9 protein-coding genes and 1 pseudogene are annotated in these 13,060 nt (G+C 60.8%); 6 read left to right on the top strand and 4 right to left on the bottom strand.

Annotated features, from left to right (window positions below; translation table 11 throughout):
- Window positions 1-8: 8 nt before the first annotated feature.
- On the bottom strand, window positions 9-923 hold the full coding sequence (locus J3364_RS12525; protein WP_349558800.1) for a LysR family transcriptional regulator: 915 nt from the start codon (window positions 921-923) through the stop codon (window positions 9-11).
- 110 nt (window positions 924-1,033) lie between these two features.
- Between J3364_RS12525 and J3364_RS12520 the strand changes: the two genes are divergently transcribed.
- From J3364_RS12520 to J3364_RS12500, 5 genes and pseudogenes are all read left to right on the top strand, one after another.
- A complete protein-coding gene (locus J3364_RS12520; protein WP_349558672.1) occupies window positions 1,034-1,708 on the top strand; it encodes a haloacid dehalogenase type II in 675 nt (224 codons plus the stop codon).
- Window positions 1,709-2,026: 318 nt separating this feature from the next.
- A complete protein-coding gene (locus J3364_RS12515) occupies window positions 2,027-2,545 on the top strand; it encodes an Hcp family type VI secretion system effector (RefSeq protein ID WP_123636782.1) in 519 nt (172 codons plus the stop codon).
- A 238-nt stretch (window positions 2,546-2,783) separates the two neighbouring features.
- Window positions 2,784-4,859, top strand: coding sequence for a type VI secretion system Vgr family protein (locus J3364_RS12510; protein ID WP_349558671.1), 2,076 nt, complete (start codon window positions 2,784-2,786; stop codon window positions 4,857-4,859).
- A 125-nt stretch (window positions 4,860-4,984) separates the two neighbouring features.
- Window positions 4,985-5,692: pseudogene (locus J3364_RS12505) on the top strand (DUF4123 domain-containing protein); the annotation flags it as partial.
- The gene (locus tag J3364_RS12500) at window positions 5,679-8,144 is read left to right on the top strand and encodes a LysM peptidoglycan-binding domain-containing protein (protein WP_349558670.1); all 2,466 of its coding nucleotides are present in this window, start codon (window positions 5,679-5,681) and stop codon (window positions 8,142-8,144) included. The pseudogene J3364_RS12505 and the gene J3364_RS12500, both read left to right, overlap by 14 nt.
- Here J3364_RS12500 and J3364_RS12495 read toward each other — a convergent pair.
- Both J3364_RS12495 and J3364_RS12490 read right to left on the bottom strand, forming a co-directional pair.
- On the bottom strand, window positions 8,141-9,061 hold the full coding sequence (locus tag J3364_RS12495; RefSeq protein ID WP_349558669.1) for a formylglycine-generating enzyme family protein: 921 nt from the start codon (window positions 9,059-9,061) through the stop codon (window positions 8,141-8,143). The genes J3364_RS12500 and J3364_RS12495 overlap by 4 nt on opposite strands.
- A gap of 218 nt (window positions 9,062-9,279) precedes the next feature.
- Window positions 9,280-10,428: an alpha/beta fold hydrolase gene (locus J3364_RS12490; RefSeq protein ID WP_349558668.1), complete on the bottom strand. Its 1,149-nt coding sequence runs from the start codon at window positions 10,426-10,428 to the stop codon at window positions 9,280-9,282.
- A gap of 146 nt (window positions 10,429-10,574) precedes the next feature.
- Here J3364_RS12490 and yihG point away from each other — a divergent pair, with 146 nt between their 5' ends.
- The gene (gene yihG / locus J3364_RS12485; protein ID WP_349558667.1) at window positions 10,575-11,462 is read left to right on the top strand and encodes a 1-acylglycerol-3-phosphate O-acyltransferase, YihG family; all 888 of its coding nucleotides are present in this window, start codon (window positions 10,575-10,577) and stop codon (window positions 11,460-11,462) included.
- Here the strand turns inward: yihG and J3364_RS12480 are convergent.
- A complete protein-coding gene (locus J3364_RS12480) occupies window positions 11,459-12,979 on the bottom strand; it encodes a putative bifunctional diguanylate cyclase/phosphodiesterase (RefSeq protein WP_349558666.1) in 1,521 nt (506 codons plus the stop codon). The genes yihG and J3364_RS12480 overlap by 4 nt on opposite strands.
- Between the last annotated feature and the right edge of the window lie 81 nt (window positions 12,980-13,060).

Genomic DNA, 13,060 nt, shown 5'->3' with positions numbered 1-13,060 from the left:
GTGATGGGTTACTGCGGCGGGTGTTCCGGCAGCTGGCTGGCGATCGTCAGCAGCTGGTTGCGGACCCAGCGCTGCGCCGGATCCTTGTGGTGGCGCTGATGCCAGAGCAGGTACAGACTGAAGGTGCGATGACGGAAGGGCAGTGGGGCGAAAGCAAAGTCCCGCAGGATGCCATCCTTGAGACGTGCGGGCGCCGATGCCAGCAGCGGGGTATCCCGCAGGAAGGCCGGCAATCCCGAGAAGTTGGACACGGTCACCGCCGCCTCCCGCGCCACGCCCTGGCTGGCCAGGACCTCGTCCATGCCCAGGCGCTCACCGGTGTTAAAGACGATGGAGATGTGCCGGCTGGCCAGGTAGTCGGCCATGTTGGCCGGCGCGTCCCGCTGCGCCGGGTCATAGAACACCACCATGCGGTCGTCCAGCAGGCGGCGCTGGATGATGTCGCTGGCGGGCGGCGGATGCGGGGTGATCATCAGGTCGCACAGCTCCCGGCGCAGCCGGTCCGGCGTGGGAATGCCGGACGGCATGACCTGCAGTTCGATGCCCGGCGCCTCCGACTGCAGCACCCGCGCCAGTGCCGGCAGCAACAGGTCGCGCTGGTAGTCGTTGGCGGCGATGGTGACGGTCAGGCGGGCTTCGGCGGGAATAAACGGCGGGCCCAGCGCCAGCCCACGCAGTTCCTGCACCAGCTGGCGCACGTGGGGACCGGTGTCCAGCGCGTAACGGGTCGGTGTAATGCCTCGGCCCGCCTTGACGAACAGCGGGTCGCCAAGGGCCTGGCGCAGGCGGTCCAGCGTGTGGCTGACCGCGGACTGACTCACCCCGAGGGACACCGCGGCGGCGGACACGCTGCCTTCGTCCAGCACCGCCAAAAAGACACTGAGCGAGCGGATATCGAGGTTGAATTGATCGATCGGATTCATGAATAGCAGTGTACGGCGGTTGTCCAGGGACGGCCAGCGTCGCATACACTGACTGACAAGGTTCCATTCCCCGGCCCACCGGATCGGGCCTTCAACAAGGCGAGTTTCCCATGAGCATGCATCTGGCGTTCGATGTCTACGGCACCCTGGTGGATCCCCAGGGCATGAGCGATCACCTCAAAGCGGATTGCGGTGAGCAGGCCGCCACGGTCAGCCGCCTGTGGCGGGAGAAGCAACTGGAGTTTTCGTTCCGCCGCGGGCTGATGCGACTGTATGCGGATTTTGGCGTCTGTACCCGCGAGGCCCTGCGCCACGCCATGGCGCTGCAGGGACTGGCGCTGTCGAAGACGCGGGAAGACGAGCTGATGCAGGCGTACCTGACGTTGCCGGCCTTCCCGGACGCCAAGCCCGTGCTGGCGGAGTTGGGTGAGGTGTATCCCTGTTATGCGTTTTCCAACGGCAGCTACCCGGCGCTTGAAAAAGTGCTCGGCCACAACGGTTTGCGCGACTACCTGACCGGGCTGGTCTCGGTGGACGACATCAAGAGTTTCAAGCCCGACCCGGCGGTGTACGCCCACGCCCGGCGCGCCACCGGCGCCTATGACCAGCCGTTGTGCCTGGTGTCGTCCAATGCCTGGGACGTGATCGGAGCGCGCTCGGCCGGGCTGTCCGCGATCTGGGTGCAGCGGGACCCGGCCATGCCGTTCGAGGACTGGGGACTGGCGCCGTCGGCCGTTATCCACGGCCTGCAAGAATTGCGTGATGCTCTCGACGACCTCGCTTGAGATCGTCTGGGTGAGGCGTGGGTAACCCGTGGAGTGTTGGCCGACCTTCCCGGCGCACGATAGAGGCCTCCTTGCCGTCTCTCCGCATCGGAATCGCTCCGGATTCATCGATATCCGGGTGATTCATTGCCTGATCGAGCGAGTTTTTGCTCGATTTGAGTAAAAGCTCGCTCGATCAGAGGCGTGAGGTTTGTTGGTTTCTGGCTAGTTCTCTGTTTTCCCGAATGTTTTAATTCCTGGCACGGGATTTGTTTTGAGGGGGAGGTCCTTTTGAATGGACTCACCGTTTTCAATTGTTTTTCCGTCAAGGAGCAGACCATGCCAACCCCATGTTATATCAGCATCGAAGGCCAGACCCAGGGCAACATCACCGCCGGCGCCTTCACCGCCGATTCCGTCGGTAACATCTACGTCGAAGGCCACGAAGACGAAGTGCTGGTCCAGCAGTTCGACCACACCGTCACCGTCCCGACCGACCCGCAGTCCGGTCAGCCCTCCGGCCAGCGCGTGCACAAGCCGTTCAAGTTCACCGCCGCCCTGAACAAGGCCACCCCGCTGATGTACAACGCCCTGGCCTCCGGCGAGATGCTGCCCAAGGTCGAGCTGAAGTGGTACCGCACCTCCGTGGAAGGTAAACAGGAGCATTTCTTCTCCACCATCCTCGAAGACGCCACCATCATCAACATCGACTGCACCATGCCTCACTGCCAGGACGCGACCAAGACCGAGTTCACCCAGCTGGTCGAAGTCTCCCTGGCCTACCGCAAGGTCACCTGGGAACACGGCATTGCCGGCACCTCCGGCTCTGACGACTGGCGTTCCCCGGTCGAGGCGTAAGCCCCGATCGTCGACACCCGGGCCGCTGTCGCGGTCCGGGTTGTCCGATGTCACTGACGGATTCCGGCAACGATCGCTTACACACCCGCTTGGCCGGATCGGTTAGACTCGGTGCAGTCGGGGCCGGATGCCCCGTTGTGATGGATCGACGGATATCGAGAATCGCTGGAGAAGCGTCTACCTGAGTGTCTCGGGCTTGCGGCTTCTCCAGCGGTTTTCCAGTTTCAAGGATGAGACCATGCCCCTACCTACCGGCCTGCAGTTCACGGCCCGCCTCGGCACCCTGCCGGACGACACCTTTGCGGTGGTCGAGTTTGAACTCGAAGAGCACCTGTCCCGGCCCTTTACCCTGACCCTGAAGCTGGCCAGCGCCTTTGCGGACATTGCCGCCAGTGATGTCTTGGATCAGGGCGTGGAACTGGTGGTCTGGCAGGACGGCCAGGCCCTGCGCAACGTCCAGGGGATCGTCACCGCCTTCAGCCGGGGCGACAGCGGCCACCGTCGCACCCGCTACGAAGTGGAAGTCCGACCCGCCCTGTGGCGCCTGGGGCTGATGCACAACAGCCGCATCTTCCAGCAGCAGACGCCGGATGTGATTCTCGGCACCCTGCTGGACGAACGGGGGCTGGTGGACAAGACCTTTGATCTGAAGCGGACTCCGCAAGAACGGGAATACTGCGTCCAGCACCGGGAGACGGATCTGGCGTTTTTATCCCGGATCGCCGCCGAGGAAGGCTGGCATTACCGGTTCGACCAGGCGACGGCGGGTCAGCCCATTGTCATTGCGGACCACCACCGGGACGCCCCCCAGCTTCCGGAGGTGGGCTACAACGCCACTGCGGGCGGTTCCCACAAGACCCCCTGCGTCTTTAAATTCAGCTACACCGAGACCGTCTCCGTCGCCGGTGTGACGATGAAGGACTACACCTTCAAGAACCCCGCCTATGCCCTGATGCACGAGGCCAACGCCGCGGACCTGGACAGCCAGCGCAGCGACTACGAACACTACGACTACCCGGGCCGGTTCAAGGGCGATGCCTCGGGCCAGCCCTACACCGAAGCCCGACTGGACAGCCTGCGCAAGGACGCCAGCCTCGGAAGTGGCGAGAGCAACCGCCCGGACTTCAGCGCCGGGGCTAAGGTCACCCTGTCCGGCCACAGCACCGACAGCCTCAACCGGGACTGGCTGATCACGACGGTCAAACACACCGGCAAGCAGCCCCAGGCGCTGGAAGAGGAAGGCGGCTCCGAGCCCACCACCTACAGCAACACCTTCAAGAGTGTCCCGGGCGACACCGCCTGGCGGCCGGAGCCGCCCGCCAGACCGATCATGGACGGGCCCCAGATCGCCATCGTCACCGGCCCCCAGGGCGAGGAGATCCACTGCGACGAGCACGGCCGCGTCAAGGTCCGGTTCCCCTGGGACCGTTACAGCCAGAACGACGAGCACAGCAGCGCCTGGCTGCGGGTCAGCCAGGGCTGGGCCGGGGGCAGCTACGGCTTCATGGCCCTGCCGCGCATCGGCCACGAGGTCATCGTCTCCTTCCTGGACGGCGATCCGGACCAGCCGATCATCACCGGGCGCACCTATCACGCCACCAACACGCCGCCCTACGCGCTGCCGGAACACAAGACCAGAACGACCCTGAAAACCCAGACCCACAAGGGCGAGGGCTCCAACGAACTGCGCTTCGAGGACGAGGCCGACAAGGAACAGATCTACGTCCACGCCCAGAAGGACCTGGACCTGCTGACCGGGAACGACCGCACCGAGGTGGTCCACCACGACAGCCACCTCACCGTCGACAATGACCGTTACGCCCACATCAAGGCCAACGACCACAGCACCATCGATGGGGAGAAGCGGGAGAAAATCGGAAAGGACATGAGCCTGACGGTCGGCGGCACCCATCACAGCAAACAGGGAAAAGCCCAACTGGTGGAAGCGGGCACCGAGATCCACCACAAAGCGGGTATGAAGATCGTCCTCGAAGCCGGATCGGAAGTGACCCTTTCGGCGGGCGGCAGCTTTATCAAGGTTGATCCCAGTGGCGTTACGATTTCCGGGCCGATGATCAAGATGAACTCGGGGGGATCGCCGGGTACTGGAACGGCTCAGGCGGCTCAATTGCCGGAAATACCGCAGACCCTTGAATCCGGCTCTCCCAATTCCACCGCCCCAGCCAAGTTAGCAACGATGGAAGCGCCTTCTCGCAAGGGGCTCCTGACCGAAGCTGCCGAGAACGGGGCATCCGCCCTCTCCGATTGTGAGTTTGACGAGCATGGACGCTGCAAAATACATCAGCACGCTTAATCAGTTTGCGCCACCCACCCATTCACCGGATCGCGCTGACTTCGTGGTTGTCGACCTTGCCGCCGATAGCAAGCTGCTCGAACGCATATACGGCGCAATGACCCACGAACCGGTGCAAATGGCGCAGCCTATTCGAACAGACCTCATGGTCAGCGGAATGGCGGCATGGACCAGCCCTGGTGGACTTGCGAAAAGCGCCAGAATTCCAGAAATCCCTGGCCGACCAGATGACCCGGCACTCAATCGGGTTGCTCTTAAGGTCCGACTGGTCCATGGACGAGCTGCATGCCCATTTCGTGCACTGGATTCATGACGGGCTTCCGGCCAAAGGTAGCCTGCTCCGGGTACAAGAACCCCGGAAGCTCGGCGCACTGTTGTGCGTCTTGGGTGACACACAACGCCAGGCCCTCCTGAACGGCGCATCCACTTGGTTATGGCATGACAACCACACCTGGCGTACTGCCACCCCGGAAAAGCACGAACCTCTCACCCATTCATCCATTCCGCCGGGTGTCTCCCCCGATCAACTCGAAGCCATGGCACCGTATTGGCTGGCTTCCGAAGCCCAGGGTTACAGCGAACACTACCGCGAGGGTCTGGCGCACCACGACGCCCCTGAACATTGGGTGCTGGAGAGACTGCTTGAGGGGGATCAAGCGGGATTCAAAACAAGCAGCCATCTGGAGCGCTGGCTAAGGCTCGCCATCCAGAACGGCGCTAGCTTTCATCGACGCGCGCCCTTCGCAGCTCTCCTGGATGAACCGCAAACCACATCAAACGATCGACTAAGCGCTATGGAAGGCGCGGTGGAGAACCAGCATGCCCCAGTATGAAGTCCAGTCAGGCGACACCCTTTCGGCCATTGCACAACAACATCAAGTCACACTGGCTGCGCTGAAGGCAGAGAATCCCCGGATCACGGATGTCGATCATATCGAGACGGGATGGACCCTAAAGATTCCGGAGAACAATGATTCAGCGGCCACAGGCCTCCCGGAACCGAAATCAGCGAATAGCCGCACCTCGTCCCAATGCACGACAACCGCCTGTCGCGACGAGTACGCAGAGATCATTCACGTTATGGGCGCGGCAGAAGACGCCTGGTGTCTGGCACTGCCCGAGGCAGCCGCTGAAGAGATCCACGCCGAAATCGAGGAAATGGACGCCTTGATGGCCGAATTCAAGAAGGCCCAGGATGCGCCACCTTCCTCCGATGAGGAGCAACCCAGTCCAAAGCGCCAATGGATGATCAAAGCGACCGAGAAAGGCGTGCTCGCACCCGAGGCCGATGATCAGGAGGAGGCAGAACCGGAGAAGGTGTCCCTCATCAGCTCAAAGATCGCCGCCATCGACGAGCAGATTCAATGGTATGACGACTACGATCCAGACTACTTCTTTTCCTTTGCCAGCGATAACGAGGAAAAGCGCGAAGACATCGTGACTATCGCCAAAGAGCAGCGTTTGACCATGTTGCGCTCGCAACGACAAGCACTGCAGGCTCAATTGGACGATGGCAGCGCAACCAATGGTGTCAAAGGGAACGGCATCAAGGCTTCGGATTTTTCCAAGCGCAGCAACCAGACCGAAGCTGGCATTATTGAAATCATGGTCTTCAGCCGACCCGGTCGCTGGTACTACGTCCGCAAGGGTGTCTACCAGCGCATTACGGCTGCTTACGCATCCATTCGCTACGTACGTAAGACAAAGGCCATTGCCGGTGTGCTTGAGAATCCCTCAGCTACAGCCGGTGAGTTGATTGGCAAAATCAAGGATGGCATTGCGGCTGATGCCGCCAAAAGCCCGATTGGCAACGTTGAGGTTAAATTCGTCGAAGCCAAGGATGAGTTCTTCCTGCTTGGCAAGGAGCACTCAAAGCTGACCTGGAATTCCAGCGAGGGCGACAACCCATCGGAGAACACCTTTCAGGTCACTGCAGAAGCCCAGCTGATGCGCTTCGCCATGCAGGCCAGCGCCGGCGTCAACAGCTTCGATCTGAGTACGGGCGAGATCGATATAGGCGCCAAGGCCAGTGCCTCCATGGCCCTGGCGGAGGCGGAAGCGAAACTGGCTGAAGTCTTCGTGCCCAACGAAACCGGCTGGGACTGCCGATTTACTTTCCGGAATCGCAATGGCGAACTGACTGATCTGGCCTTCGGCGCTTTCCGGCTCTCCGGCGACGTCACATTGAACTGCTTTGTGGGTGGACGTATTAGCGGAGAAGCAAACGCGAAGCTGAGTACCGGCGCAGCCACCTTCCTGTTATCCGATCAGAAGAAAATCAAACCCGATCCACAAGCCGGTCTCTCTGTCTCAGGCAACGCGTTTGCGGGGGCCGAGGCAGGCGGTGCCGTGAGCGGCAAATTCTGCTGGGTGCACCCTGACGAGCAATATAAATCCAATGCCAATTGGCAGGAGCTTTTGAAGATTGAGGCGGGTGGAACCGTAGCTGCTGGCGTTGGTGCGGGGATGGATTTTGCATTGAAGCTTGGTCGTGACTACGCAATCATCATGGCCTGCAAAGGCAGATTGGTATTCGGGCCGGGCGCCAGCGGCAGTTTTGGAACAACAGTTGACCTGCAGAGCTGTTGGTCACTTTGTAAGGCGGTGCTGGATGCCCTTCGAGAATTTGATTACTCCTACTTGGAGAATATCGACAGCGAGCTTTTTATGGTGTGGAGTCGCAATCTATACCTGTCGCTAGTTAATGAGACAGGGAAAGCCGTTGAGTGGATCAATCAACCCGTTAGGAATCTTCAACGAGCTTGGGATAGGCGCCGTTCACTCAAAGAAAACGCTCAGACTCTCGCACAAAACATTCGTAACGGTCGATTGAGCGACATACTGCAATCAGATCAAGGCTCCATCACCTTGTACAACCTTCCCCCTGAAACGGTCGGAATGCTATGCCACACGTTGCTACAGACCTTTATCGAATCCTGGGAGGAGGAGCAAGAACGAGCATTAATCTATATTTTCTCCCACATCGCCACCTGGCGAAAATTCTTTGAAGTACTCCAACACATGACAGAGGACGGTTCCAAGACTAACCCGATGCAGTCTCTGGAAAAGGTTTGCGCCATCCTGGATGACGGCTTTGCCTCTGACGACAATCAACTAAAGCAATTCTATGACTGGATCTCTTCGGAATTGGGCGCCACCTCCGACGCGCCTGTCTCCCAGGCAGCGGCCTGGATGCCGGTCGCTGCCGGAAAAAAACGGCGGCGGATTCGGGAGAAGCTTGTTGCCTACAACCAAAAATACGGTGACCTAAGCGCTATTGTTTAAAGGCTGGACGCACAGCGGAAACCGTACAGATTGGAGTAGAAGCCGAGTTCGTTGTTACTACCTCGGGTAACCGTAATATCGAGATCGGGAGTAGTTAGATAACTGCCCCCTCGTACAACGTGATCTTGACCATCGGGGGGCCCCATTGGGTTTGATTCAGGACTTTGGTGGTAATAAGTCTCAGAATATTTGTCCCTGATCCATTCCGAAGTATTCCCCATTAGGTCATATATTCCTAGAGGGTTTGGAGGAAAGCTGCCAACGGCTTGGCTTTCCCTTCCCCTTTTCTTTTGATGGTTCCTGCCAAACTCAATTTTACCGTTGTCGGTTGCATAGCGTACCTCTTTGCCCCGATTCCTTGCGGCAAACTCCCACTGAGCCTCGGTCGGTAGGTCAATCGGCCGTGATGCCAGCTCCCCAACCCACAGACAGTAGTCCTTCGGTTCCTGCCAGTTTTTTGTCCATGCCGGTTTGTCCTGCTCGAACAGGTATTCTCTACCCTCCCGTTCGCGTATCTCCTTCTCGTACGGCTCCTTTCCCTGAAGCTCACGGAATAGGTCGAAGTCCGCGATAGTGGTTTCGTATTTCGAGAGAGAGTAATTGTCCAACGTCACTTTGTGGATATAGTCGTTATCCTTGTAAAAATCATTCCTACAGAGCTGATCCGATCCCGGCTCACAAGGCACTTTGAAGTCCCCCATCATGAACGAGCCCCCCTCAATGGGAACCATGTTATCCACGGCACGGACCACCAGTTCGGTGACAGCTTGCTGCTTGCCGGAAGGCAAATCGGGATAGCGAGCCTCGACACGAGACTTTATGGCTTCGATTTCGCTATCGGAGAGCGTTTTGCTGGTGATGGAAGAGGAACTACAACCGGCGAGAAACGCCAAGGCGAGGGCAGAAAGACGACGCATGGGAACTCCATTCCTGATTTACAACGGTCCTTTTAAGTTCGCTCAGTCTAACAAAAATGTCTGTTCGGGACTCCATTCGATTTAGGAGCTTCAGGCCATGATCGTCCGGGATTCTTCCCCCATCTGTGCGTTTGCGCGTTGAGCTTTCTGAGGAAGAAGGCCGATAGCCGCAAATCGCGTTCACAGGCTTGATCACACTCCTTCTTAAACTTGAAATATTATCCGGAACGCTCCGCCAGCCAGTCGGCGATCTCGATCCAGCTGGCTTCCGGCGCCTGACTGCCCGCCAGGATGCCCATGTGCCCGCCGGGCACCACGCGGAAGGTCTTGTCGCTGGAGCTGACGTGGTCCATCACCCGCTTGGCGGCGCCCGGTGTGACCATGGTGTCGCCTTCGCCGGCAATGGCCAACAGGTTGGCGTGCACGTTCTCCAGCCGGGCCATGTCGTCGCCGATCTGGATTTCCCCGTCCGACAGCTGGTTGTCGATCCAGACCCGCACCAGCGTGTCCTGGATGATGCCGCCGGGGTAGGCCACCATGCGGTCGAGGAACGCCGAGGTGGTGGCGTGGTTGGTGACGAATTCCCGGTCTCCCAGGCGCAGCAACAGTTCCCAGTAGCCCATGGCACTGCCAATGGGGTTGGTCAGCTTGAAGCCGATGGTGTTGGCCCACCCCGGCGTGTGCAACCAGTGCGGGCGCACATCGTGAATGCGGAAGCCGGTATGGCGGCGCACCAGTCCCGCCACATCGCTGAAACGGCGGTACATCAGCCCCATCAGGCCGGAGGCGTGGCTGTCGATGGGCGAGCCCAGCACCACCGCGTTGCGGATATGGCGATCACCGCTCAGGGCCGTGTAGAACAGGGCGAACATCCCGCCCATGCTCCAGCCGTGCAGGCTCAGGTCCTGCTCGCCGCTGTGCTGGCGGACCGCACCAAGGTAGCGGGGCAGCAGCTCGGCCACGTAGGTGTGCAGGTTGTAGTGGCTATGCCGCCGGGTGGGCATACCCCAGTCAATCAGATAGACCTCGAAGCCCCGCGCCCGCAGGTAGCGGACGAGGCTGCGCTGGGGAAACAGATCGTAGATCAGCATGTTCACCGCCAGCGGCGGGACAATCACGATCGGTACGCGGTGGGTGGTGGGCTCCACCGGAACCGTGTCGTCGCCCAGCTGGATGCTGGAGCTCTCCAGTGGCGGGTAGTAGCGCAGACTCACCAGGCCGTCTTCGGCCAGTGTCTCATAGGGCGTCTTGCCGGCCAGCACCATCTCCGCCGAGCGGAAGACGCGATCGAAGGCGTTGCCGGCATAATCCCGGGTTTGCCGGCTGAACCGGGCGCCGCGCTGCAGGGTGGACTGGATCAGATTCACGGTCAGGTCCTGTTGGCGAAACATTGTCGCAGTGTAATGACTCAGGTCCACCAATCAGTGGCGGACCCGGCATCCACGTCGGGCATTTTGGCCAGTCGCTTGTTATCATGAGCGCCGGTTTCCCGATGCCTGAATGGACAACAACAATGCTGAGTTTTCTGCCCGCCCCGGTCCGGGGTGTCATTGCCGCCGTACTGCTCGCCATCAACACCGTGTTCTGGTGCGTGCTGCTCTATATTCCGGCGCTGCTCAAGCTGATTCCGATCAAGCCCTGGCAGGGCTTCTGTACCCGGATCATCATCATGATTTCCGAGGCCTGGGTGGCCTGCAACACGGGTTGGCAGATGCTGACCCAAAGCACGAAATGGGACGTCGAAGGGGCCGACAAGCTCCGCCGTGAGGGGTGGTACCTGGTGCTGTCCAACCACCAGAGCTGGGTGGACATCTTTGCCATGCAGCGGGTGTTCAACCGCCGGGCGCCGTTCCTCAAGTTCTTCCTCAAGCGGGAGCTGATCTACGTGCCGGTGATCGGCCTGGCCTGGTGGGGCCTGGATTTCCCGTTCATGAAGCGCTATTCCCGCGAATACCTGATCAAGCACCCGGAAAAGCGCGGCCAGGACATGGTCGCCACCCGCAAGGCCTGTGAAAAATTCCGCTTTGCGCCGGTCTCGGTGATGAACTTCGTGGAAGGGACCCGCTTCACGCCGGCCAAGCACGCCAAACAGAAATCCCCCTACAAGCACCTGCTGCAGCCCAAGGCTGGCGGTGCCGGGTTCGTGCTGGACGCGATGGGCGATTCGATCGAAACGCTGGTGGACGTGACCATTGCTTACCCGGACGGGGCGCCGAGCTTCTGGGATTTCCTCTGCGGCCGGGTGTCGACCGTTCGCCTGCGCATCGACACCGTGCCCATACCGGCTCACCTCAAGGGGCGGGATTACAGCGAGGATGCCGCCTTCCGCAAGGAGATGAAGGCCTGGCTGGGCAGCGTGTGGTCCGAGAAGGATCAGATGCTGGAGTCGCTGAACGCCTAACGCACTTCTTCGCCGGCGTCGGCGGACTGCAGCAGTCCGCTGGCGGGCACGGCCTTCAGCAGGTCGTCCACCGCCTGGGGCCGGCTGAACAGGAAACCCTGACCGTAGTGGGCACCCATGCCCAGCAGGCAACCCAGTTCCGCCTCGGTTTCAATGCCCTCGGCCACCACATCCAGCTCCAGTCGCTCGCACAGGGTCAGGATCATTTCCAGGATGGCCCGTTTCTCGTTGTCGTGATCCAGTCCGGACACCAGACTGCGGTCGATCTTGAGCTGATCCAGGGGCAGGTTGCGGATGTAGGCCAGCGACGAATAGCCCGAGCCGAAGTCATCCAGCGCAATGGCGATGCCCTGCTTGCGCAGGCGGTGGATCAGGTGGATGGCCACGTTGGGATCGGCCATCACGGCGGTTTCGGTCAACTCGATTTTCAGCCGCCGCGGATCGGCGTCGGCGGTTTTGAGGATCTGCAGAATCTGGTCGGCCAGGTTGGGGTCGTGCAGCTGGCTCGGTGACAGGTTCACGCTGAGGGTAAAGTCGTCGCCGAAATGCTTCTGCAAGCGTGCATCCTGCATCAGCGGCACGGCCTGGCGCATCATCTGCTCGCTGAGCGGACGAATCAGGCCGGTGCGTTCGGCCACGGGCACGAAGACCGAGGGCGAGATCAGTCCGCGCTCGGGATGACGGATGCGCGAGAGCACTTCAAAGCCGGTCACCTGGCCGTGCTGCAAATCCACCAGCGGTTGCAGGAAGGTCTCCAGCCAGCCCCGGCGCAGGGCCGAGCGGATGGTCTGTTCCATGTCCAGGCGACCGTGGCGCTGGGCGCGCATGGTGTCCTCGAACAGCACGAAACTGCCGGTGCCCTTGCTGCGGGACTCGCCCAGGGCCGCGCGGGCGGCCTGGATCAGGGTGTGGGTGGTATCGGGGCCTTCCGGGCGCACCCGCGCCGCCGAGGCCACCGCCGACAGCCAGACCTGACGCTCGCCCAGGCTGAAGGGGTCGTCCATGGCGTTCATGATGTGCTGGGCGCGCAGGCGCAATTTGGGTTCGCTGTCCATGGGTACCACGAACGCGAGCGTGCCGTCGGGCAGGCTGGCGACCAGTTCGTTGGTGGCCAGGGTGCGCTGCAGGCGTTCGCGCAGGGCGGTGCGCAGCTGCCGGGTTTCCCGGGCATCGAGGGTTTCGGCAATCAGGGTGCGGTTGGGAATGCTCAGCAGGATCAGCGACAGGACCGGAGTGTCGGCGCCCCGCAGGCGACGGTCGAGCTGTTCTTCCAGATAATCGGCGTTGGCGAAGCCGGTCTCGGTGTCCAGGTACTGCTGGTCGTGGATCGCCTGGTCCATCACCGCGAGCAGATGATGGACCGTATCCATCAGTTGCAGCATATCGGCGTCGTCGGAGTCCGAAACCACCGGCACAATATCACCCCGGGCCAGCCGCTCACGCAGCTGGCGGGTGATGTTCTGTATGTTCTGCCGGAATAAGGCGTCGCTTTCCCTGTACTCGCTGTCCCTGGACACTGACTCTCACCTCTGCCGGATTGCACCGGGTTCAAGACGGATACATCACGTGGCGTGGTGCGGTGTTACCAGTCTGTTGGA

It is taken from the genome of Marinobacter sp. NFXS9, from assembly GCF_040148665.1.
In the GTDB taxonomy this organism is placed as follows: Bacteria; Pseudomonadota; Gammaproteobacteria; order Pseudomonadales; family Oleiphilaceae; genus Marinobacter_A; species Marinobacter_A mangrovi.
The sequence above is the reverse complement of the archived record's forward strand: the minus strand, read 5'-3'. Positions and strand labels throughout refer to the sequence as shown.

Bases quoted from the DNA above. Each gene is read 5' to 3' on its own strand.
- J3364_RS12500 (WP_349558670.1), top strand. From the start codon at position 5,679: ATGCCCCAGTATGAAGTCCAGTCAGGCGACACCCTTTCGGCCATTGCA.
- J3364_RS12510 (WP_349558671.1), top strand. From the start codon at position 2,784: ATGCCCCTACCTACCGGCCTGCAGTTCACGGCCCGCCTCGGCACCCTG.
- J3364_RS12525 (WP_349558800.1), bottom strand. From the start codon at position 923: ATGAATCCGATCGATCAATTCAACCTCGATATCCGCTCGCTCAGTGTC.
- J3364_RS12520 (WP_349558672.1), top strand. From the start codon at position 1,034: ATGAGCATGCATCTGGCGTTCGATGTCTACGGCACCCTGGTGGATCCC.
- J3364_RS12495 (WP_349558669.1), bottom strand. From the start codon at position 9,061: ATGCGTCGTCTTTCTGCCCTCGCCTTGGCGTTTCTCGCCGGTTGTAGT.
- J3364_RS12515 (WP_123636782.1), top strand. From the start codon at position 2,027: ATGCCAACCCCATGTTATATCAGCATCGAAGGCCAGACCCAGGGCAAC.
- yihG (WP_349558667.1), top strand. From the start codon at position 10,575: ATGCTGAGTTTTCTGCCCGCCCCGGTCCGGGGTGTCATTGCCGCCGTA.